Source organism: Advenella kashmirensis W13003 (genome assembly GCF_000506985.1).
GTDB lineage: Bacteria > Pseudomonadota > Gammaproteobacteria > Burkholderiales > Burkholderiaceae_B > Advenella > Advenella kashmirensis_A.
The window spans coordinates 575,125-596,211 of record NZ_KI650980.1; the positions used below are offsets into that span (position 1 = coordinate 575,125).

Genomic DNA, 21,087 nt, shown 5'->3' on the forward strand with positions numbered 1-21,087 from the left:
GGCACGCTCCGCAGCGCGCGCAATCGAACTGCCGACCTTCTCCCTAGGACAGCGTCAGTAATTGGCCGAAGAGTGTGACTTGAGCCCCAGGATCTGAATCACGGTCGTGGAAATTTCTTCAATGGACTTGGTTGTGGTCGATAGCCACTCAATGCTTTCCACCCGCATCAGGCGCTCGGCTTCGGCCACTTCGTACAAACATTGTTTGATTGATGCATATTTGCTATCGGGGCGGCGTTCATTCCGTACCTCGGCAAGCCGGTCGGGCTGGATCGACAGGCCGAACAATTTGCTGCGATAGGGATGCAGCGTGCTGGGCAGCGTACCTCGTTCGAAATCTTCAGGAATCAGCGGGAAATTGGCCGCCTTGATGGCATACTGCATGGCCAGATACAGGCTGGTCGGCGTTTTGCCGCAACGCGAGACCCCCACCAGGATCACATCTGCTTCCTTAAGGCCATGTACGAATTGCCCGTCGTCGTGCGCCAGGGTGAAATTAATGGCTTCGATCCGGTTGCGATACTGTTTGGAGCTGGCGCTCAGGTGCGACAGGCCAATCGTAGGCCGAGATTTGGTTTCCAGCGCGGTTTCCAGCTGATTGACGCAGGCGCCGAAAATATCCAGAAAAACACAATTGGAATTTTGCACCACGCTCAGAATTTCGGGTTTGACCAGCGTGCTGAACAAAATCGGCAGGGTGTTTTCTGCCTGTGCTGCGGCGTTGATTTTGTCGGCGACCTTCGTGGCTTTTTCCACAGAGGTGACAAAGGGCTCACGTAACAGCGTGAAATCAAAATCGGCGCTAAATTGTGACAAGACCGAATGACTGAAGGTCTCGGCCGTAATGCCCGTGCCGTCTGATACGATAAATACCGTCCGCTTTTTTTGTGATTCTGACATGTTCTAATTTGATCCTGTGAGGGTGGAAAAAGACGGTACAATCATGTTACTTTGCACCTGGCCTTGCTGTGTCAGGCTTATTTGCTCAGGAAAGCGGGCTTTTCTGAGCAAATAAGCTTTCATTTTAATCTAAGGGTGACTTAAATGTCGTATGTTGTTCCATTCGAGAAACTCCGCATGTCGGATGTTGACTCTGTCGGCGGGAAAAACGCCTCGCTTGGCGAGATGATTAGCCAGCTGGCCAATGCCGGGGTTCGTGTACCCGGTGGTTTTGCCACCACAGCTGACGCTTTCCGCGATTTTCTGAAATCATCGGGCCTGGACAAGCGCATCGCTGATCGCCTGTTCACGCTCAATCCTGAAGATGTGCGCGAGTTGGCGCTGGCCGGTTCCGAAATCCGCCAGTGGATTACCGAAGCACCGTTTTCCGAAGCGTTCGAAAAACAGATTCGCCAATCCTACGCCGAACTGGACGCCGATGGCAATGGTTCCTTCGCCGTCCGCTCCTCTGCGACGGCAGAGGATTTGCCCGACGCGTCATTCGCCGGTCAGCAGGAGACCTTCCTGAACGTTGCCGGTATCGATGATGTGCTGGATAAAATCCGTCACGTTTTCGCCTCGCTATACAACGACCGCGCCATCTCCTATCGCGTTCATAAGGGCTACGCCCACGCCGACGTGGCCCTGTCTGCCGGCATCCAGCGCATGGTGCGCTCCGACAAAGGCAGTGCCGGCGTCATGTTCACGCTGGATACTGAATCGGGCTTTAACGATGTGGTGTTCATCACGTCTTCTTATGGCCTGGGCGAGACCGTGGTGCAGGGTGCCGTCAATCCTGACGAATTCTACGTTTTCAAAACCACGCTGGCTTCTGGAAAATATCCGATTGTCGGTCGCCGTATCGGTTCAAAACTGCTCAAAATGGAGTTCAATGGTGAACGCAAGCCGGGCGAGAACGCGGTCAGCACAGTTGAAGTACCTGTGTCTGAACGCAATCGATACTCGCTGACAGATGACGAAGTGATCGAACTGGCACGCTACGCCGTCATCATCGAGAAACATTATCAGCGCCCCATGGACATTGAGTGGGGCCGTGACGGTATCGATGGCAAGCTGTACATTCTGCAAGCCCGTCCCGAGACCGTTAAATCGCAGCAGTCTGGCAACGATGTCCAGCAGCGCTACAAATTGAAGGCCACCGGCAAGGTGTTGATCACCGGTCGCGCCATCGGCCAGAAAATCGGTTCAGGCAAAGTGCGTATTGTCTCTGATATCAGCCAGATGGACCAGGTCCAGACCGGTGATGTCCTGGTGACCGACATGACCGACCCGAACTGGGAGCCGGTCATGAAACGTGCTGCGGCAATCGTGACCAATCGTGGCGGTCGTACCTGCCATGCGGCCATTATCGCCCGTGAGCTGGGTATTCCGGCTGTCGTCGGCTGCGGCACCGCAACCGAAGACCTCAAAGAGGGCGCCGAAGTAACGGTCTCCTGCGCAGAGGGTGACGAAGGCCGTATTTACGACGGCTTCCTGGAAACAGAAGTCGAAGAAGTGCGCCGTGGCCAGATGCCCGAGATCCCCGTCAAAATCATGATGAACGTGGGTAATCCTCAACTGGCATTTGATTTCTCGCAAATCCCTAACGGCGGTGTCGGTCTGGCACGCCTGGAATTTATCATCAACAACAACATCAACGTGCACCCTAAAGCGGTGCTGGACTATCCGAACATTGATGCCGAACTGAAAAAGGCTGTTGAATCCGCAGCCCGCGGCTACGCCAGCCCACGCGCCTTCTTTGTTGAAAAATTGGCCGAAGGCATTGCCACTATTGGTGCGGCATTCTATCCGAAGCCCGTTATTGTGCGACTGTCCGACTTCAAGTCCAATGAATATCGCAAGCTGGTGGGCGGGTCTCGGTATGAACCCGAGGAAGAAAATCCCATGCTGGGATTCCGCGGCGCTTCTCGCTATATTGCCGATGATTTTGCTGAATGCTTCCGCATGGAATGTGAAGCCTTGCGCTTTGTCCGCGACGACATGGGTCTGACCAACGTTGAAATCATGGTCCCGTTTGTTCGTACACTGAATCAGGCAGAAAAGGTCGTCAAACTGCTGGCAGACAATGGCTTGAAACGAGGCGAGAACGGCCTGCGCCTGATTATGATGTGCGAAGTGCCGTCCAATGCGATTCTGGCTGACCAGTTCCTTGAATATTTCGATGGCTTCTCTATCGGTTCCAACGATATGACCCAGTTGACACTGGGTCTGGACCGTGATTCAGGCATGGAACTGCTGGCTGCCGATTTCGACGAACGCGACGAAGCCGTCCAGTTCATGCTGCAGCGTGCAATTGCCGCATGCCTGAAAGCCGGTAAATATGTCGGTATTTGCGGGCAAGGCCCCAGCGATCACCCGGATCTGGCTGTATGGCTCAAGGAACAGGGTATTCTGACCATGTCCCTGAATCCGGACACGGTGGTTGATACCTGGCAGCAACTGGCCAAGTAATCGGCGGCCTGTTTGCTTGGGGATGCCGGTGGGTCTGCCAGGATTGCACCGGCTCTACAAGCGCTGCCTTGCGGGCATCTTTGTCTGGCTTCGGTCAGGTGAAGATGCCCGTTTTGGTATCTGTCGCCAATGCAGGCCATTGCCGGACGTTTTTACCGGTGGTGGATTTCTTACGGTACACTTAAGTTTTAACAGGTATCAAGGAAAATATTCGTGAGCGACCTTATCATTGAAGATGTCACCGTTGGCAGTGGCGACGAAGCAAAAAGCGGTCAACAGGTTTCGGTTCACTACACCGGCTGGTTGAAAGACAATGGCCAGAAATTTGACTCCAGCAAAGATCGCGGGCAGCCGTTTTCCTTTCCGCTGGGTGCGGGTCATGTCATCAAAGGCTGGGATCAGGGTGTGCAGGGCATGAAAGTGGGCGGTACCCGCAAGCTGACCATCCCCGCCGAATTGGGCTATGGCGCACGCGGCGCCGGCGGCGTGATTCCTCCGAATGCCACGCTGGTATTTGAAGTGGAATTGCTTGGCGTTAACTGATCGTTATCGTAAAGCCCGGTAGCGATCCTGTCGCTACCGTGTTTTCATACGCGTGCCATGGTGGCTCGCGTCTCTTGCAGGAAAGCGAACATGTGGATCTGGTTTGTTGTTGCGGTTATCGCGCTCATTCTCGAACTGCTGACAGGTACTTTTTTTCTGTTGCTGGTCGCTGTTGCCGCCGCCGGCGCGGGGGTCGTATCCTGGCTTGGCGGTGAACTTGCCTGGCAACTGCTGGCCTTCAGTGTCCTGGGCATCGCCGGTTTCTTCATACTCAAATCCAGCGGCGTCATCAGGCGCGGCTCGCGCAATAGCGCCCGCCGCAATACCGATGTCAATCTGGATATCGGCCAGACGGTGTATGTGGCCGAATGGTCGCCCATGAAAACAGCAGTCATTCAATATCGGGGGGCACAATGGCAGGTCAGGCTTGACCCTGCCGAAACGGGCAATCCCACACCAGGCAGCTACCGTATCACAGACGTTGACGGTATTGTTTTTGTGCTTGCACCCGTCTCGGTGCCCACCACCCACACCAGTCTTTAGTTCAGGAGTCATATCATGGATACCTCAATTATTTTTCTAGCCATACTGATCGTACTGGTGCTGGTTTTTCTGGTCAAATCCATCGCCATCGTGCCGCAACAGCACGCCTGGATTATCGAGCGACTGGGCCGATATGACCGCACGCTGTCACCTGGTGCCCGTTTTATCATTCCCTTTGTCGATCGCGTGGCCTACAAGCATTCGCTCAAAGAGATTCCACTAGACGTACCCAGCCAGATTTGTATTACCCGGGACAACACGCAGTTGCAGGTCGATGGCGTCATCTACTTCCAGGTCACTGATCCCATGCGCGCCTCTTACGGTTCGTCCAACTATATCTCGGCGATCACGCAACTGGCTCAGACCACATTGCGGTCGGTTATTGGACGCATGGAGCTGGATAAAACCTTTGAAGAGCGCGAGGCCATTAACAGCACAATCGTGGCCTCGCTGGACGAAGCGGCGACCAACTGGGGGGTTAAAGTGCTGCGTTACGAAATCAAGGATCTGACGCCGCCTAATGAAATTCTGCGCGCCATGCAGGCCCAGATTACGGCTGAGCGGGAAAAACGTGCCCTGATCGCCGCTTCCGAAGGGCGTCGTCAGGAGCAGATCAATATTGCTACCGGTGAGCGGGAGGCGGCGATCGCCCGTTCAGAGGGTGAGAAGCAGGCTCAGATCAATCAGGCGCAAGGTGAAGCTGCTGCCGTGATTGCGATTGCAGAAGCGACGGCACAGGCAATTAAACAGGTGGCCCATTCCATTGAACAGCCAGGCGGCATGGCGGCGGTCAATCTGCGCGTCGCAGAAAACTATGTGGACGCCTTCGCCAATGTGGCCAAAAAGGGCAATACGCTGATTCTGCCGGCCAATCTGGCCGACGTAGGTGGTCTGATTGCATCGGCCATGACGGTGGTCAAAGCAACGGGACAGGGCGCTACGGGTGATTTGGCCAGTTCCGGACTGGCTGATCCGCGCAATACGCGATAGCCCTCACAAAACACAGCGATTCTATCGGGATTGAATTGATCCGGATTTAATTGGTTCAGATTCGTATTGCTCAAACCGGGTAGCCACAAGGACTTTGTATTGCGCGGCTTTTTTGCAGCTGCGTATCCCCAGCAAAAGGATGCCTGTCCATGAACAGCGCAGGACGGCGAGATACGTGCCGGCACGTAGAAACGAAGTTCACGCGTCCCGTCGGCGCGTGTCGTGTTTCATAATGCGTTCTTTCTCGCGCTGCCAGTCCTTGTCACGCGCGCTATCGCGCTTGTCATGCAGTTTCTTGCCTTTGCCCAGGCCGAACTCAAGCTTGATCTTGCCGTTGCGAAAGTGCAGATTTAGCGGCACCAGGGTATAGCCGCGGATTTCCACCTTGCCGATCAACTTGTTGATTTCATTTTTGTGCAGCAACAATTTCCGCGTACGCGTGGCGTTCGGATGGATGTGTGTAGAGGCCGTTGCCAGCGGACTGACATGCATATTCAGCAGCTGCAGTTCGCCGTTACGCACGATGACGTAGCTTTCGCCCAGTTGTACGCGTCCGGCCCGGATTGATTTGACTTCCCAGCCTTCCAGAACGATGCCAGCCTCAAAGCGCTCTTCGATAAAATAGTCGTGCGTTGCCTTGCGATTGTCGGTAATGCTCATGTTTGATTTTATAAATGGATTTGACCCGTTAAAATAGGGTCTGTTTAATCGCGCAAAATGCAATGATTTCACGCAATTGTAATTGAATCAACCTGCTTGTGCTGCAGGTTGATTACACTGTTGGCGTATTTTGCCTGTTCCCTGTCCACCGCCGTAGCCAAATTATTCATGTCCACTACTGTCCATCGCTCCGTTCTGCTCCCGTACTCGGCCGCCAATATGTTCAATCTGGTCGCCGACGTCGAGAAATACCCCGAATTCATGCCCTGGTGCGGCGGGGCCCAGGTGCTTGAAAGGGATGAAGAGGGCATGACGGCCTCTATTATCATCAGTTTCGCAGGCCTGAAACAGACCTTTACGACACGCAATACCCATCATTTCCCCAATAAAATTCATTTGCATCTGGTGGATGGACCCTTTTCATCGTTGAATGGTACCTGGGAGTTCATCGAATTGGCGCCCGACGCCTGCAAAGTGCAGTTCGCGCTTGATTACGCCTTCAACAGCCGGTCTCTCGAAATGCTGGTGGGGCCGGTATTCAATCGCATCGCCAATAGCTTTATTGACTCATTTACCAAACGGGCTGAGCAGATCTATGTCTGAGCAGCTGATTTCGGTCACAATTTGCTATGCGCGTTCATCCGGTGAAATATGGCGGACTGCGGTCGCGCTGCCGGCGGGCAGCACCATCGAGCAGGCCATCGCCGCATCAGGTGTGTATGCCGCGTGTGCAATTGAGGGTACGGATATTGCGGGAACGGGCATCTTCGGTATCCGCAAGCCAGCGGATCATATCGTGCATGAGGGTGACCGGGTTGAGCTGTATCGCGCATTAACGTTCGACCCCATGGAATCACGCCGCCGCCGTGCTGCTCACCGCAAGGCGGGAATACTGAAGCGCAAGCATTTGAAGAAAAGCAAAGTGGCGTGGCAGGAATACCTGGAAACGACACCGGCGGGGCAGGCCACCAGTAAGTCCGATTGACCCGATCCGGCACAGGGCTATAATGACCGGGGTTCATGCGCGGGATGCCCGAATGCATGACCCAGGATCTGGTAGCGCTGCCTGAGCTTCACAGACACGGCTGGCGGCGCACCCATTTAATATTCTATAACAACAGGAGATACGATGACCGCCCCGGTTTTATTTCAGGAAAAAGTGCTGTCCCATCAGGGAAACTATGGCATCGCCACGTTGAATCAGCCTGCCAAGCTCAACAGTCTTTCACTGGAAATGTGCCAGTTACTGACCGACCAACTGACTCGCTGGGCGGAGGACCCCGCAATAGCATTTGTGATTTTTGAAGGCGCAGGCGAAAAAGCATTCTGCGCCGGCGGTGACCTGCATCAGTTGTACGCCAGCATGCAGGAGAATGCCGGCAAACCCGCCGCGGACAATGCCTATGCGGCGCACTTCTTTGATGTGGAGTATCGCCTGGATTATCAGATCCATACCTATCCCAAGCCCATTATCTGCTGGGGACATGGCGTGGTGATGGGCGGGGGTATGGGCCTGATGGCGGGCGCTTCGCACCGTGTCGTCAGCGACACATCGCGGCTGGCCATGCCCGAGGTGACCATTGGGCTGTTTCCCGATGTAGGGGGCAGTTGGGAACTTGCGCGTCTACCCAGGCGCCTGGGACGCTTTCTTGCTGCGACCGGCGCTATTCTGAATGCCTCGGACGCGCTGTTTACCGGCATGGCCGATTATTGTGTGCGCCATGCAGACTGGTCAGCCGTGTCTGCCGATCTTGAGCAAATAGTCTGGAATCCAGATGCCGGAAAACGTGCGCTTGAGCAGCAGATTCATGAAGTTTTGAACACACAGAGTGCAGCCGCGACGCTGGAGGTTGGACCGTTACAAATGCATTATGCGTTTCTGTCCATGCTTTGCGGTACGAGGGACATCACGACGTTCTATCGTGATATCGCCGCACTGGCCGATCATGAGGACGCGTGGCTGGCCAGGGCAGCGCAGACCATGCTTAAAGGCGCTCCGCTATCGGTCGTACTGGGCCTTATCCTGCAGGAGTCGGCAAGGCATTTGTCATTGGCCGACGTCTTCAAGCTCGAATATAACGCGGCACTCCATTGCTGCGCGCATGGACAATTGCAGGAAGGCATTCGCGCCTTGCTGATCGACAAGGATAAAACACCGCGATGGCAGCCGGCCACGATCGAGCAGGTCACCCGGGATGACGTGCAGGCCATACTGGCCTCACCGTGGCAGGACGCGGCGCGCAGCCCCCTGGCAAGCTTAGGCTAGCGCAGGTTTATCCAGCAGATAAGGCATGGGCAACAGGGTGATGGGCGTGCCATTCTCATCGCCCAGCACCAGTTGATTGTGCTCGGCCGCTTCAAGCCGGACTTCAAACAACAGAAACTGCTTGTCCGCCAGCGTTGCTACGTTGACAACCTGACCGCTAGGCTCACGTATGTTTGTGATGTCTGTAATATCGGTCCCGGCGGCGGGGGACGTTTCACCAGCCACATCGCAAAACCCGTTGAGCATGCGGCGTTTTAATTTGCCGCGATAATGGCTGCGGGCAACCACTTCCTGACCCGGGTAGCACCCTTTGGTGAAACTGACCGCGCCTATGGCATCCAGATTGACATCCTGCGGAATAAACATCTCCTGATTGGCCTGCTCAACCCAGGGTATACCGGCCAGAATATCCAGTACTGCCCACTCGTCAGGTTGACCAGGTTGAGCGGTACCTGCGTCAATATCATGATCGCCAATCAAAAGGCCGCGCTGTATTCCGGTGCCGGCTGGCAGGCCGATCTGCACTGCGGAGCCGGTCACCACGACTTGCCAGGGGGCCGGCGTGCCAAGTTTGCCGGCGGCCAGATCAACATTTTCGCCGGCCCAATAGGCGGTTGGCGTCATTCCGGTATCTTCGATGGTGACTTTGGCACGCAGGACGAACATGCGCAGGCGTTTGGCAAAACTCTCGGCAATATCGCTGCGCACCAGTACATGGAAGGCCTTGGTGCCGTCTGTCGCCGGTGTGCCCGATTGCCAGAAAATGAAACTGGCCAGCATGCGGCCCTTGGCCGTGCAGTAGGCAGATAATCGAGCTGTCTGCTCGGTTGCTGCCGCGACGTCCTGGGTGAATTGGCCCTGCAGGAAAGTCGGCGCATCGGCGCCGTAGATCGTCAGTACGCGATAATCGGACAGTGACGTCATGTGTAACGGCGTGTCGGCGGAAAAAGGGGTGGAGTCCGTGGAAAAATCAACAGTGGACATGGCAAATTTCCTTTTCAATACGGCGGAGTCGACGTAGTATGCCGTCGTACTCTATGCAAAATTCTCTGTCTGTATGGTAACGCATTGAATAGGTTTTTTCCGGGTAAACACTGAAAGCAACGCGGATTCACGACAGCCCGGGCGCACCGGCAATGGGGTGTGCCTGATACAATAGACGGTCTGTGAGCGCCGTACCCGGCATATCCTTATTTCATTCATGAAACTTTTCAAATATATCGTTTTTTCGTTCATCATCTGTGTTCTGCTGCTGGCGGCCGGCCTGGCAGGCAAGGTATGGCACTGGACGAGAACACCCGCGCCCATGAGCGCCGAGGTGATCGACTATGCCGTGCCGCGCGGCAGCACGATTGCCACCGTTGCGCAAACCATGGCAGCCGCGGGCATTCAGATCGAACCCTACCTCTTTGTGATGTATGCACGATATACCGGGCAGGACCGCCAGCTCAAGGCTGGCGCGTACGAAGCCAAGCGGGGCGACACGCCGGTGGATTTGCTGGCGCGCATGGCCTCAGGCCAGACCAGCAAAAGCCGGTTCCTGATTATCGAAGGCTGGTCCTATCAGCAGATACGCAATGCGCTGAAAGCCAATCCGAATATCACGCAGACGCTGGACAAACTGAACGACGCCGATATTCTGGCCCAGCTCGGCTCGTCTCATGACAGCCCGGAAGGTCTTTTTTTTCCGGATACCTATGTCTTTGTGCCCGGGGACTCCGATATGGACATTTTGCGGCGGGCCTATCATGAGGGTCAAAAGCATCTTGCTGCAATCTGGGACCAGCGCGATAACGATCTGCCCTTGAAAACGCCCTATGAGGCGCTGATTCTGGCGTCCATTATCGAAAAGGAAACCGGCCATCAGGAAGATCGCAACCGCGTCTCGGGGGTTTTCATCAATCGGCTCGAGAAAAAAATGCTGCTGCAAACCGATCCGACGGTGATTTACGGGATGAAAGAGGCCTACCAGGGGGCCATCACCAGAAATGACCTCACGACCGACACGCCCTGGAATACCTACACCCGGGTCGGCCTGCCGCCTACGCCCATCGCCAGCCCCGGACTGCTGTCGCTGCAGGCCGCCGTTCACCCCGAACGTCATCGTTACCTGTACTTTGTTTCGCGGGGCGATGGTTCCAGCGAATTTTCCGAAGACCTGCGCGGACACAACCGCAACGTCAAGACCTATATCCTGAAGAAAGGCACAGAATGAAGGGCTTTTTTATAACACTCGAAGGCGTGGACGGGGCGGGCAAAAGCTCTCATATCGGCCACCTGCGCGATCTGTGCGAATCGCTGGGACATGATGTGGTCATGACTCGCGAGCCAGGCGGCACACCCGTCAGCGAAGTGCTGCGGACCATGCTTCTGACCGAATCCATGCATATGGAAACCGAAACACTGCTGATGTTTGCTGCCCGGCAGGAGCATATCCTGTCGGTCATCCGGCCCGCACTGCGCGCGGGCAAAGTTGTGATCAGCGACCGGTTTACCGATGCGACCTACGCCTATCAGGGTGGCGGGCGCCATTTTCCGGCGGCACGCATCCGGGTTCTTGAAGACTGGGTTCAACAGCAATTGCAGCCCGATCTGACCCTTCTTTTTGATGTTCCCCTGGAAGTCGCGCGCGAGCGCCTGCTCAAAAGTCGCGAGCAGGATCGTTTTGAACGGGAAGACAGCGAATTTTTCGAGCGCGTGCGCAATGCCTATCATGCGCGCGTGAACGCAGAGCCTTCACGATTTTATGTGGTTGATTCAAGCAGGCCCAAAGCGGACATTACCCAACAGCTGCAGGACAAGCTTACGGCAGTGCTGGCGCAGCACGCCGCACAGGATCAATCCCCATGAGTGCAATCACGCCTTTTTTCCCCTGGCAAACGGCAAGCGCCAGCCAATGGCTGGGTGATCGCGAGCGTTTCGCCCATGCCTGGCTGATATACGGGCCGCCTGGAATCGGCAAGCTCACCTTTGCGCGGGCCGCGGCCACCAGCTTGTTATGCGAACGTCCGACAGGCGGCATTGCCTGCGGCACCTGCGAGTCGTGCTCGTGGATTGCCAACGACAGTCACCCCGATCTGCGGCTGATCATGCCGGATCGGCTGGCACAACAGTATGGTCTTCAGGAAGCAGCGACCGTGACGGATGCGCAGGAAGGCGCAGCAGCCAAAAAAGCCTCGGGTGAGATCCGCATCGACCAGGTTCGGCAACTGGATTCATTGTTGAGTGTGACCACGCACCGTAGCGGAATGCGTGTGATTATTCTGTTTCCCGTAGAAGCGCTCAATAGCGCGTCGGCCAATTATTTGCTCAAATCGGTTGAAGAACCGGCACCCGGTACTGTTTTTCTGTTGGTGTCGCATGCCCCCGACAAGGTTTTGCCCACGCTTTTATCGCGTTGCCGACGATTGAGTCTGCCCATGCCGGCGCGCGAGGAAGGGCTGGCTTGGCTGCAAGCGCAGGGGCTGTCTGAAACCCAGGCCGATACCTGGCTGCATGCCAGCGGCGGGGCGCCTGTCGGAGCGCTGACTTTGAGTCAGTCCAGCACCGAACCCGTCAGCTACTGGCTCGGTTCCTTCACACAAAGCCTGGCCGACCGTGCCATGCCGGATATGGCCGACTACACGGCCCGCCTGGATAAATTGCAGCCAGCTGAGTGGCTGGGCACATTACAACGTCTGTTCACAGATCTCATGCTGCATAGTCAGGGCCTGCCGTTGCGCTACTTTCCCCGACTGATGCCTTTTATCAAAGCGATTGCCGAGGAACTGAGTGCGCCGAGAATCAGCCAGACCGCCGTCTGGCTTGCCGCCCAGCAACGAATTGCAGACCACCCGCTCAACAGCCGACTGTTCATCCAGTCTGTGCTGCAGCGCGTGTGCGTGACCTGCCTGTCAAAAAATGGATAAAACGGATTAGCTTATGTATGTCGATTCCCACTGCCACCTTGATTTTCCGGATCTGCAGGAAAACCTGTCCGAGATCCTGGAGAATATGAAACGCAATCAGGTCACTCATGCGCTCTGTGTCAGTGTCAATTTGCCGGACTGGCCGCGCATCGTCAATCTGATAGAGACGCACGCCAATCTGTGGGGCTCGGTTGGCGTGCATCCGGATTACGAAGACACCCCGGAACCGGATGTGGATATGCTGTGCAAACATGCACAGCATCCCAGGATCGTGGCGATCGGGGAAACCGGCCTGGATTATTATCGCCTGTCCGAGCCGCTGGACTGGCAGCGCGAACGCTTCAGGGTCCACATCCGGGCTGGTAATCAAAGCGGCTTGCCGCTGATAATTCATACGCGTTCGTCTGCTGAAGATACGTTGCGGTTGATGCGCGAAGAAAATGCGGCCGGCTGCGGTGGCGTCATGCATTGCTTCACCGAGTCCTGGGATGTTGCAGAGCAGGCGATGGAACAGAATTTCTATATCTCGCTGTCGGGTATTGTTACTTTCAAAAACGCCACTCAGTTGCATGATGTGGCTCGCCGCATGCCGCTGGACCGTTTGCTGATTGAGACCGATTCTCCCTATCTGGCGCCGGTTCCGTACCGCGGCAAGCGCAATGACCCGTCCAAAGTCATCCACGTAGCCGAAAAAATCGCAGAAATCAAACAAATTCCCGTTAGTGAAGTTGCAGAGGCTTCTACAAATAATTTTTTCAATTTATTCAAAAAGATACAGTGATTATTTGTTATATTGCTTTAAGTTTAAGTTAAAAGCTGATTGCCCGCTCAATATATCAAATAATTGAATTATTTCATAAAGTTAGGAGAGATATATCATGTATAACATTAGAAGTAGTTCGGTCCTGAAGAAAAGCATTCTTGCTGCCAGCCTTGCGGTTGTCGTCAGTGCGTGCGCTGCCAATAGCGGCAGCAATAGCAACTGGTGGAACGATGTCAAAAATGATCGCCCCAGCGATGTGACCCAGGCCATTTCCCAGGGCGCCGATCCCAATATGGTCAATCAGAACGGCGAACCCGCACTGATTCAGGCGATCCGTGACCAATCCATGGGTGTGTTCGATGCGCTGGCGGCCAATCCCAAGACCGATGTCAACGCCGTCAATCGCACTGGCGAGACACCGTTGATGTATTTGGCCATTATTGGTGACGTGCCTCGTGCCGAAAAACTGGTCGCAAGGGGCGCCAAGGTCAATCGCCTGGGGTGGACGCCGCTGCATTATGCCGCCTCCAAAGGGCACGTTGATATGATCAAGTTTCTGCTGGGCAAGGGTGCCTATCCGAACGCGCCGGCACCTGATGGCAGCTCACCTGTCTTGATGGCAGTCACCTCGAAAAATGCCGACGCTGTGCGTGCACTGGTTGCGGCCGGCGCCGATCCTCGTGCCATCAACCAGAAAAACGTCAGTGCCCTCGATATGGCCAAAAAAATGGGCAACAGCGACGTCCTTCAAGCGTTGAATCAAAAATAAGGAACACCAACCATGAACCGGTACCTTGTCTCTCGTTCAACCGCTCTGAAACCGTTGATCGTACTGCTTGGCCTGGCGGGTATACTGGCCACAGGCACAGCCCGGGCCGATCAAAGCTACTGCGACAGCCCGTGGCTTAAACCCAATGCACGCCTGTCCGGTTCGGTCGATGGGGCCAAGGCGCGGTTCGCTGTTCGGGTCGATCAGGTCAACAGAATCAGTGCCGACGAATGTACTGCCAGCCTGACCGTCGATGCTGACGCGCCGATCGCGGGGCAAAGAGTGCAGGGGACAGGGCCGTTTACCTTGACCGTGCGTCAGGGACAATCGTCACTCAATGGCGCTTTTGATGCGTCGGGCCTGATGAACACCTTGATGAAAACCACCGTGGAAAGTGCGCTTCAGGGGTATTTTCTCAAGCCCGCCAATACAGTCAGTCCTGGCGAGACCCTGGCTCCCGTATCCGGTCATTCGAATGTCAATCTGACCGTGACCCTGCAAAATGGTATCCCGCTCAATCAAATCAACGTCAGCAATGCTTCAATTTCCACCAGTGCCAGAAAAGTAGGCAAGCTGCAAAGCCACGCGACCGCCGTGGGCACTTTGCAATGCATGCCGGTTACCTATACGGCGACCACTTCTAGTGGTAATCTTAGCGGTGTCGCGGGCAATAACGGGAATGCGGCAAAAGCAGGGACCTCGCAGGTGACCGATTGGTACTGCCCGGAAAAAGGGCTGACCATGGAATCGGTCATTACCAGCGGCAGTAAAAAGACGAAGGTGATCATCAATTCGGTGCAATAAGCCGGATGGTTGACTGACCGGCAGGCGTGTTGATCAGAACAACACGTTTGCTATGGCCTGAAACAGACATTTGATATGTCCCTATTTAATTTTTAATACAAAAAAATAGGGACATATCATATTAACGTTACACTTGTGCTTTGTCTGATCATCTCAAGGAGAAGATTTTGAGTCAGGATACAAACAGCAACGGCCAGCACGCCTTACCCTCTTACCTGAATTCAGAAGATCTGGGTGCGTGGGGGATTTATCTTAAACAGGTGGACCGTGTTACGCCCTATCTGGGTTCTTTGCAACGCTGGGTTGAAACACTCAAACGACCGAAGCGCGCTCTGATTGTTGATATTCCTGTTGAACTGGACAACGGCACGATTGCGCATTTTGAAGGTTATCGCGTTCAGCATAATACCTCCCGTGGTCCGGGCAAGGGCGGCGTGCGCTTCCACCAGGACGTCTGCCTGTCTGAAGTCATGGCGCTGGCGGCCTGGATGTCGATCAAAAATGCTGCAGTCAATCTTCCGTATGGTGGCGCCAAAGGCGGCGTGCGTATTGATCCACGCAATTATTCCAAGGCCGAGCTCGAAAAAGTCACGCGTCGCTACACCAGCGAAATCGGCGTGATCATCGGCCCCTCAAAAGACATTCCGGCGCCTGATGTCAACACCAACCCCCAGACCATGGCGTGGATGATGGACACCTATTCCATGAACGTGGGTGCGACGGCCACCGGCGTGGTTACCGGCAAGCCGATTTCACTGGGTGGCAGCCTGGGACGGGTAGAAGCCACCGGTCGCGGTGTTTTCGTCGTAGCGTGCGAAGCTGCTCGTGATCTGAATATCTCGATTGAAGGCGCCCGCGTCGCCGTTCAGGGTTTCGGTAATGTGGGTGGAACGGCTGCGCGCCTGTTTTTCGAATCCGGTGCAAAAATTGTCGCCGTACAGGATCACACCGCCGCAATTCGCAACACCAACGGCATCCAGGTGCACGAGTTACTGGCGCACGTTGAAAAGCATGCCGGCGTCAAAGGATTTGCGGGTGCGGAAGAGGTGGATGTTGACGATTTCTGGTCGGTCGAAACCGATTTCATGATTCCTGCTGCGCTGGAAAACCAGATCGATGCGCGCGTGGCGGATATTGTCAAGGCCAGGGTAGTTGTAGAGGGCGCCAATGGCCCGACGACACCGGAAGCCGATGACATCCTGACCGAAAAAGGCGTCTATGTCGTACCCGACGTTCTTGCGAATGCCGGCGGTGTGACGGTCAGTTATTTTGAATGGGTGCAGGATTTCTCCAGCTTTTTCTGGACAGAAGAAGAAATCAACCACCGTCTGGAACGCCTGATGCGCGAAGCCTACCGTGCCGTTTCAGAAGTGGCCAGACAGCACTCTGTCTCATTGCGTACCGCTGCGTTTATTGTGGCTTGCTCACGTATTCTGGAGTCACGCGAAGTTCGCGGCCTGTATCCCTGATTTACGGCCAATGAACATGCTATGATTTGTCCTGGTGGAGATGGCTATCCTCCCGGGCACTGCCCGAACCGCTGTCCACAGGACAGATAATGATACCTGCGCAACCGGCTTTCTGTTTTGAACAGCGAGCCGGAGTCGCGGGTATTTTTGTGCCCGCAAAAACAGAACGGAAACAATTGGGGTCACTGCATGCTTCTATCCATATTCATGATCAGTATCGGCGCGTCCGGCGGGGCCGTTTTGCGGTGGGCGCTCGGACTGGCACTCAATAGCACTTTTCACAATATTGCCATGGGCACGCTGGTCGCCAATCTGGCCGGTGGCTATCTGATCGGTCTGGCGCTGGGGGTCTTCGGTGCTTTTCCTTCTTTTCCCCCCGAGTGGCGGCTGCTGATCGTGACCGGGTTTCTGGGCGGGCTTACCACCTTTTCCAGCTTCTCTGCCGAAGTCACAATGTTGCTGCATCAGGGCAAGGCTCAGTGGGCATTGCTGGAGATCGGCCTGCATGTGATCGGGTCTCTGTTACTGACCACGCTGGGGCTTTATACCGTGACTGCGATCCGTCGGCTTTACGAATAAAAGTCGCGGGAAAAGAGAAGGGACTGATCAATGATCAGCCCCGTCGATTCAGTCAGGCCGAGCCGGCATCATAGGCAAGCCGTCTGCAAGAGTTTCATAACGCCTGCCGCGCCGGGCAATTTGAGCCGCAGCGCTTAAGCGTCGTTGGGATCATCCAGCCCGAACAGAATTTTTTTCGCTTCGTCATTGTTGGGTGGCTGACCCGGATTCACCTGTTCGACCAGGGCATAGGCGCGCTCAGTGGCAGGGCGGGCGGCAATCGTATCGAACCAGCGTTTCAGATTCGGGAAGTCGTTCAGATCCTGTTGTTGGCGTTCGTGAGGCACGACCCAGGGGTAGCAGGCCATATCTGCAATGGAGTAGTCGTTGACAATGAACTCGCGGTTTTCAAGGCGACGATCCAGCACACCGTACAATCTTGCCGTTTCCTTGACATAACGCTTAATGGCGTATTCAATTTTCTCCGGTGCATATTGACCGAAATGATGATTCTGGCCAGCCATGGGTCCCAGGCCGCCCATCTGCCAGTTCAGCCACTCCAGCGTCTGGGTTTTGAGCCGTAAATTGTCTGAAAGAAATCGACCCGTCTTTTCGGCCAGGTACTGCAAAATGGCCCCGGATTCGAACACGGAAATGGCATCACCATGATCGTTCGGATTGTTGTCGACGATGGCGGGGATCCGGTTGTTGGGTGAGATTTTCAGAAAATCGGGTGCAAACTGGTCGCCTTTACCGATATTGATGGGGTGAATGGAATATTCCAGCCCGGCTTCTTCCAGAAAAAGGGTGATTTTATGGCCGTTAGGGGTCGTCCAGTAATATAAATCGATCATTTCAATGCGTCCTTGATATCCTGTTCAATGTCCTGCGGTTTGACCGTTGGCGCATAACGCTGCAAAACATCGCCATTGCGGCCGACCAGAAATTTGGTGAAATTCCACTTGATCGATTGTATACCCAGCAGACCGGGTTTTTCTTTTTTCAACCAGGCGAACACCGGATGGGTGCCGTCGCCATTGACTTCGGTCTTGCGCGTCAGCGGAAAGGTGACGCCAAAATTGAGATTGCAGAACTGTCTGATCTGCTCGTCGGAGCCTGGCTCCTGGCTGCCGAACTGGTTGCAGGGGAACCCCAGCACCACCAGCCCCTGGTCCTTGTATTGTTCGTACAGTTTTTGCAACCCGGTATATTGAGGCGTAAAGCCACATTGGGACGCAACATTGGCCACGAGTACGACTTTATCCCGTAACGAAGACAGCGCCAGGGTCTCGCCGTTTTGCAACATAACGGACATGGAATAGAATTGGCTCATTTAATTCTCCCGATCAGTATCGACAACGGGCGGCGCCGGCGAGGTCATGGCGCAGCCGACAGAAGCGGCGACAATAAAGGCGATGGCCAGCCATTGGCCGGTCGTCAGTTGTTCATGCAGTATAACCAGTCCTGCCAGGGCTCCCATGGCCGGCTCCAGGCTCAGCAGAATACTCATGGTTTTGCGCGGCAGCGAGCGCAGGGAAATCATTTCGAGTGAATAAGGGATCGCACTGGACAGCACAGCGACGAGCAGGCCCGATACGATGAATGCAGGCGTCAGCAGCGCGGCACCGCTATGACTGATACCGAACGGTAAAACAAACAGGGCGGCGACCGTGATACCCAGCGACGTTGCCTGTCCTGGATGAATATTGCGAGTACGCTGTCCAAATACAATATACAGCGCCCAGAATACGCCCGCACCGATGGCATACATAACGCCGATCGGATCAATCGAAGATATGTCCTGTTGTGATTGCGGGATCAGCAGATACAGCCCGAGCGCCACACAACCAATCCATAAAAAATCGATCTTGCGCCGGGAAGAAAAAATAGCAAGCGATAGCGGTCCAAGAAACTCAATGGCGATCGCCACCCCCAGCGGGACGGTGCGAATCGCCATATAGAACAGGAAATTAATCAGTCCGAGACACAGGCCATAACTGGCAATCGCCAGCGCATTTTTGCGCGACAGGGGAAAGCGCCAGGGTCGCCATACGCACCAGAGCACAAGGGCGGAAAATCCAAGGCGGTAGCTTGTCGTGCCCTGGGCGCCGACAGCATCGAACAGCGATTTGGCAAACGACGTGCCAATGCACAAGGAAGCCATGGAACCGATCAGTGCGACGATACCAAGAGTCTGAGAATATGTACGTATTGTGTTGCCCGCTGCCATGCCTTTCATCCTTTGCGCCATTCTACCCGAAACCGAAAGCGAATTTAGGGTTTATACGGGTAAATGACGCTCGGGAAAGAGGCCAGCCTGACGGGGCGGAAATGCCAGTCCGCCACCCGTCCGGGAGAAGGTCAATTGCGCTTCATTTGCAGATTGCCTTTTTTCACAATCTCTTTGGCAATATCGTATTGTCGTTTGATTTCTTCGGCGAAATGCTCAGGCGAGCCAGGGTCGGGAATGGCCCCCTGTTTCTGCAGCGCCGCCACGACATTGGGTGCCTTGAGCGCGGCTGTCGCGGTTTCGTTGAGTTTGGCGATAACATCCTTGGGCGTGCCGGCGGGAGCCAGCAGACCATAGAATACACCGTTATTCAGATCAGGATGGCCTACCTCGGCGTAGGTCGGCAGATCCGGCAATTCCTTGATGCGTTCCGGCCAGGCCAGCACGATCGGTTTGAGCTTGCCGCTCAGGATGTTTGGCATGGAAGAGGGCAGATTGTCAAACATGACTTTGACCTGGCCGCCCACGACATCGGTCAGGGCCGGACCCGCTCCCTTATAAGGCACATGGCTGACCTGCACGCCCAATTGCTGTTTGAACGCCTCGCCCATCAAGTGAGCAATGCTGCAAACCCCGGGAGATGCATATGAATACTCTTTGGGATTTTTTTTCAGCTCTGCAACAAATTCCTTGAAATTGCTGGCCGGAAAAGATGGGTGCACTTCTACGACGTTTGGCGTGTTGACAAAGTTGGATACTGGCGCAAAATCCTTGATCGGATCATAGGTCAGGTCGTCCGGGCGGCAGGCCGGATTGACCGCCATCGTAGATACCGTGGCGATGCTCAGCGTGTAGCCGTCCGGTTTAGCCCGGGCGGCATCTGCAGCACCAATAGCGCCACCGGCGCCTGCCTTGTTTTCTATGACCATGGATTTACCGATAATTTTCGACATTTCCTGTACGACGATCCGGGCCACGATATCGGTGGAGCCACCGGGAGCAAAAGGCACAATCACCCGGATCGCCTGGGTCGGATAATCGCTTGCAGCCTGGGCAGACGTGACAGCAAGGCTGCCGAATACGGCAGACAGAACAATATGGGGCCAGCGTTGCATACGCACTCCTGAAACAGATCAATGAACAGAGCAGCAGGTTATTAGAAATTTGATATGAAATATATGAGTAAATACCATTACCATACTGGCTGAACGAACCTGCGTTCGGCAGACGTACTCAGGGAACCGGGTCGGTAGAGACTTGTTTTGCCTGAGATGAGGCACCCGAACTGGCCAGCAACACCCCGATCACGGCCAGGGTCATACCCGTCCAGCCTGCGGGCGGCATGGTCTCTCCCAGCATGAACATGGCCACCACCGACGCGCAGGCCGGCACCAGAAAAAAGAGCGCGGAGACCCGGGCAGCCTGTTGTCGCCTGACCATGGCCAGCAGCAGGGAAATGGTAATAATGGAATTGCAGAAAACCAGATATGCCAGCGCACCGCCGAACTGCCAGCTCAGGTCGACTCGATTGGTTTCCATCAATAACGCCAGCGGCACGCAGAAAATCAGGCCGATCGCACATTGAATAATGTTGGTCGTGACCGGATGCGGACCGACGATGCCCGCGCTTTTTGTACGCTCATATAGCACACCACCTGTCAGCGCGAAAAGAGAAATGACGACCAGCACCAGACCGGTCCAAGTACCTGTCTGCAGGGATGATCCCGAGACGATGACGATTAGTGCCCCGGCCAGGCCCAGTGCCAGACCAACCCATTGCTGCCGGCTCTGACGCTCTCCTGTCAGGTACGGCGCGCAGATGCCGACAAGAATCGGCTGTAAAGACACAATCAAGGCGACCGTACCCGCGCTCACGCCTTGTTTCATGCCGACGTAACTGAAACTGAAATAGACGAACTGAATCAGCAGCCCGACAACTGAAATATTGAGCCATTCGCGGCGGCTTGCGGGCCAGCGCAAACGCAGCGCGTACTGCACGGGCAGCAGGGCAATCACCACGCAGGCATAGCGCAGCGACAGCAAGGTAAGTGGTTCTGCATATTGAAGGCCGATCTTCCCGAAGCTGAAGCCCGAAGACCACAGCAGGATAAATACAATGGGGGCTCCCCAGGACCACCACAGGCCGGGCCTTGTATGAATTACAGTTGTCATT

Annotated in this window: 23 protein-coding genes; 15 read left to right on the forward strand and 8 right to left on the reverse strand. The window is 55.1% G+C overall.

Features of this window, described 5'->3' with window-relative positions; translation table 11 throughout:
- Window positions 1–54: 54 nt before the first annotated feature.
- Window positions 55–900 (reverse strand): posphoenolpyruvate synthetase regulatory kinase/phosphorylase PpsR, encoded by an 846-nt coding sequence (gene ppsR, locus W822_RS37460; protein WP_024005825.1) that lies wholly within the window; start codon window positions 898–900, stop codon window positions 55–57.
- A 144-nt stretch (window positions 901–1,044) separates the two neighbouring features.
- Here ppsR and ppsA point away from each other — a divergent pair, with 144 nt between their 5' ends.
- The 4 genes from ppsA to W822_RS37480 all read left to right on the forward strand — a co-directional run bounded on the left by ppsA (window position 1,045) and on the right by W822_RS37480 (window position 5,487).
- The gene (ppsA, locus tag W822_RS37465; protein ID WP_024005826.1) at window positions 1,045–3,411 is read left to right on the forward strand and encodes a phosphoenolpyruvate synthase; all 2,367 of its coding nucleotides are present in this window, start codon (window positions 1,045–1,047) and stop codon (window positions 3,409–3,411) included.
- Window positions 3,412–3,624: 213 nt separating this feature from the next.
- Window positions 3,625–3,954: an FKBP-type peptidyl-prolyl cis-trans isomerase gene (locus W822_RS37470; protein WP_024005827.1), complete on the forward strand. Its 330-nt coding sequence runs from the start codon at window positions 3,625–3,627 to the stop codon at window positions 3,952–3,954.
- A 90-nt stretch (window positions 3,955–4,044) separates the two neighbouring features.
- The gene (locus W822_RS37475; protein ID WP_024005828.1) at window positions 4,045–4,497 is read left to right on the forward strand and encodes an NfeD family protein; all 453 of its coding nucleotides are present in this window, start codon (window positions 4,045–4,047) and stop codon (window positions 4,495–4,497) included.
- Window positions 4,498–4,512: 15 nt separating this feature from the next.
- The gene (locus W822_RS37480) at window positions 4,513–5,487 is read left to right on the forward strand and encodes an SPFH domain-containing protein (protein ID WP_437177152.1); all 975 of its coding nucleotides are present in this window, start codon (window positions 4,513–4,515) and stop codon (window positions 5,485–5,487) included.
- 198 nt (window positions 5,488–5,685) lie between these two features.
- Here W822_RS37480 and smpB read toward each other — a convergent pair whose 3' ends face one another.
- The gene (smpB, locus tag W822_RS37485; protein ID WP_024005830.1) at window positions 5,686–6,147 is read right to left on the reverse strand and encodes an SsrA-binding protein SmpB; all 462 of its coding nucleotides are present in this window, start codon (window positions 6,145–6,147) and stop codon (window positions 5,686–5,688) included.
- A gap of 168 nt (window positions 6,148–6,315) precedes the next feature.
- Here smpB and W822_RS37490 point away from each other — a divergent pair, with 168 nt between their 5' ends.
- From W822_RS37490 to W822_RS37495, 3 genes are all read left to right on the forward strand, one after another.
- A complete protein-coding gene (locus W822_RS37490; protein ID WP_031242966.1) occupies window positions 6,316–6,750 on the forward strand; it encodes a type II toxin-antitoxin system RatA family toxin in 435 nt (144 codons plus the stop codon).
- Window positions 6,743–7,132, forward strand: coding sequence for an RnfH family protein (locus tag W822_RS0123710; RefSeq protein WP_081724400.1), 390 nt, complete (start codon window positions 6,743–6,745; stop codon window positions 7,130–7,132). Before W822_RS37490 ends, W822_RS0123710 begins: the two co-directional genes overlap by 8 nt.
- A 144-nt stretch (window positions 7,133–7,276) precedes the next feature.
- Window positions 7,277–8,413 (forward strand): enoyl-CoA hydratase/isomerase family protein, encoded by a 1,137-nt coding sequence (locus W822_RS37495; protein ID WP_024005833.1) that lies wholly within the window; start codon window positions 7,277–7,279, stop codon window positions 8,411–8,413.
- Here the strand turns inward: W822_RS37495 and ygfZ are convergent.
- Window positions 8,405–9,397: a CAF17-like 4Fe-4S cluster assembly/insertion protein YgfZ gene (gene ygfZ, locus W822_RS37500; protein ID WP_051401755.1), complete on the reverse strand. Its 993-nt coding sequence runs from the start codon at window positions 9,395–9,397 to the stop codon at window positions 8,405–8,407. The genes W822_RS37495 and ygfZ overlap by 9 nt on opposite strands.
- Before the next feature lie 217 nt (window positions 9,398–9,614).
- On the opposite strand from ygfZ, the gene mltG reads away from it, so the two are divergent.
- From mltG to crcB, 8 genes are all read left to right on the forward strand, one after another.
- Entirely contained in the window at window positions 9,615–10,628 is a 1,014-nt protein-coding gene (mltG, locus tag W822_RS37505) for an endolytic transglycosylase MltG (protein WP_024005835.1), read from the forward strand.
- Window positions 10,625–11,263, forward strand: coding sequence for a dTMP kinase (gene tmk, locus W822_RS37510; RefSeq protein ID WP_024005836.1), 639 nt, complete (start codon window positions 10,625–10,627; stop codon window positions 11,261–11,263). Before mltG ends, tmk begins: the two co-directional genes overlap by 4 nt.
- On the forward strand, window positions 11,260–12,321 hold the full coding sequence (gene holB, locus W822_RS37515; protein ID WP_024005837.1) for a DNA polymerase III subunit delta': 1,062 nt from the start codon (window positions 11,260–11,262) through the stop codon (window positions 12,319–12,321). Before tmk ends, holB begins: the two co-directional genes overlap by 4 nt.
- Window positions 12,322–12,334: 13 nt before the next feature.
- Entirely contained in the window at window positions 12,335–13,102 is a 768-nt protein-coding gene (locus W822_RS37520) for a TatD family hydrolase (protein WP_024005838.1), read from the forward strand.
- A 97-nt stretch (window positions 13,103–13,199) separates the two neighbouring features.
- The gene (locus W822_RS37525; protein ID WP_024005839.1) at window positions 13,200–13,853 is read left to right on the forward strand and encodes an ankyrin repeat domain-containing protein; all 654 of its coding nucleotides are present in this window, start codon (window positions 13,200–13,202) and stop codon (window positions 13,851–13,853) included.
- Between the two features lie 12 nt (window positions 13,854–13,865).
- Entirely contained in the window at window positions 13,866–14,657 is a 792-nt protein-coding gene (locus W822_RS37530) for a hypothetical protein (protein WP_024005840.1), read from the forward strand.
- Window positions 14,658–14,824: 167 nt separating this feature from the next.
- Window positions 14,825–16,126 carry a Glu/Leu/Phe/Val family dehydrogenase gene (locus W822_RS37535; protein WP_024005841.1) on the forward strand — a complete coding sequence of 434 codons (1,302 nt, stop codon included), beginning with the start codon at window positions 14,825–14,827 and terminating at the stop codon, window positions 16,124–16,126.
- A 189-nt stretch (window positions 16,127–16,315) separates the two neighbouring features.
- Window positions 16,316–16,705: a fluoride efflux transporter CrcB gene (gene crcB / locus W822_RS37540; RefSeq protein WP_024005842.1), complete on the forward strand. Its 390-nt coding sequence runs from the start codon at window positions 16,316–16,318 to the stop codon at window positions 16,703–16,705.
- Between the two features lie 134 nt (window positions 16,706–16,839).
- On the opposite strand, the gene W822_RS37545 is transcribed toward crcB, so the two are convergent.
- The 5 genes from W822_RS37545 to W822_RS37565 all read right to left on the reverse strand — a co-directional run bounded on the left by W822_RS37545 (window position 16,840) and on the right by W822_RS37565 (window position 21,086).
- Entirely contained in the window at window positions 16,840–17,538 is a 699-nt protein-coding gene (locus W822_RS37545) for a glutathione S-transferase N-terminal domain-containing protein (RefSeq protein ID WP_024005843.1), read from the reverse strand.
- Entirely contained in the window at window positions 17,535–18,017 is a 483-nt protein-coding gene (locus W822_RS37550; protein WP_024005844.1) for a glutathione peroxidase, read from the reverse strand. Before W822_RS37550 ends, W822_RS37545 begins: the two co-directional genes overlap by 4 nt.
- Complete coding sequence (locus W822_RS37555; protein ID WP_024005845.1) at window positions 18,018–18,914, reverse strand: EamA family transporter; 897 nt, start codon at window positions 18,912–18,914, stop codon at window positions 18,018–18,020.
- A 131-nt stretch (window positions 18,915–19,045) separates the two neighbouring features.
- Complete coding sequence (locus W822_RS37560; protein WP_024005846.1) at window positions 19,046–20,029, reverse strand: tripartite tricarboxylate transporter substrate binding protein BugE; 984 nt, start codon at window positions 20,027–20,029, stop codon at window positions 19,046–19,048.
- Between the two features lie 118 nt (window positions 20,030–20,147).
- Window positions 20,148–21,086 carry a DMT family transporter gene (locus W822_RS37565; protein ID WP_024005847.1) on the reverse strand — a complete coding sequence of 313 codons (939 nt, stop codon included), beginning with the start codon at window positions 21,084–21,086 and terminating at the stop codon, window positions 20,148–20,150.
- Between the last annotated feature and the right edge of the window lies 1 nt (window position 21,087).

Coding starts and splice junctions, on each gene's coding strand:
- ppsR (WP_024005825.1), bottom strand. CDS start 900: ATGTCAGAATCACAAAAAAAGCGGACGGTATTTATCGTATCAGACGGC.
- ppsA (WP_024005826.1), top strand. CDS start 1,045: ATGTCGTATGTTGTTCCATTCGAGAAACTCCGCATGTCGGATGTTGAC.
- W822_RS37475 (WP_024005828.1), top strand. CDS start 4,045: ATGTGGATCTGGTTTGTTGTTGCGGTTATCGCGCTCATTCTCGAACTG.
- W822_RS37480 (WP_437177152.1), top strand. CDS start 4,513: ATGGATACCTCAATTATTTTTCTAGCCATACTGATCGTACTGGTGCTG.
- smpB (WP_024005830.1), bottom strand. CDS start 6,147: ATGAGCATTACCGACAATCGCAAGGCAACGCACGACTATTTTATCGAA.
- W822_RS37490 (WP_031242966.1), top strand. CDS start 6,316: ATGTCCACTACTGTCCATCGCTCCGTTCTGCTCCCGTACTCGGCCGCC.
- W822_RS0123710 (WP_081724400.1), top strand. CDS start 6,743: ATGTCTGAGCAGCTGATTTCGGTCACAATTTGCTATGCGCGTTCATCC.
- W822_RS37495 (WP_024005833.1), top strand. CDS start 7,277: ATGACCGCCCCGGTTTTATTTCAGGAAAAAGTGCTGTCCCATCAGGGA.
- ygfZ (WP_051401755.1), bottom strand. CDS start 9,397: ATGTCCACTGTTGATTTTTCCACGGACTCCACCCCTTTTTCCGCCGAC.
- mltG (WP_024005835.1), top strand. CDS start 9,615: ATGAAACTTTTCAAATATATCGTTTTTTCGTTCATCATCTGTGTTCTG.
- tmk (WP_024005836.1), top strand. CDS start 10,625: ATGAAGGGCTTTTTTATAACACTCGAAGGCGTGGACGGGGCGGGCAAA.
- holB (WP_024005837.1), top strand. CDS start 11,260: ATGAGTGCAATCACGCCTTTTTTCCCCTGGCAAACGGCAAGCGCCAGC.
- W822_RS37520 (WP_024005838.1), top strand. CDS start 12,335: ATGTATGTCGATTCCCACTGCCACCTTGATTTTCCGGATCTGCAGGAA.
- W822_RS37525 (WP_024005839.1), top strand. CDS start 13,200: ATGTATAACATTAGAAGTAGTTCGGTCCTGAAGAAAAGCATTCTTGCT.
- W822_RS37530 (WP_024005840.1), top strand. CDS start 13,866: ATGAACCGGTACCTTGTCTCTCGTTCAACCGCTCTGAAACCGTTGATC.
- crcB (WP_024005842.1), top strand. CDS start 16,316: ATGCTTCTATCCATATTCATGATCAGTATCGGCGCGTCCGGCGGGGCC.
- W822_RS37545 (WP_024005843.1), bottom strand. CDS start 17,538: ATGATCGATTTATATTACTGGACGACCCCTAACGGCCATAAAATCACC.
- W822_RS37550 (WP_024005844.1), bottom strand. CDS start 18,017: ATGAGCCAATTCTATTCCATGTCCGTTATGTTGCAAAACGGCGAGACC.
- W822_RS37555 (WP_024005845.1), bottom strand. CDS start 18,914: ATGGCAGCGGGCAACACAATACGTACATATTCTCAGACTCTTGGTATC.
- W822_RS37560 (WP_024005846.1), bottom strand. CDS start 20,029: ATGCAACGCTGGCCCCATATTGTTCTGTCTGCCGTATTCGGCAGCCTT.
- W822_RS37565 (WP_024005847.1), bottom strand. CDS start 21,086: ATGACAACTGTAATTCATACAAGGCCCGGCCTGTGGTGGTCCTGGGGA.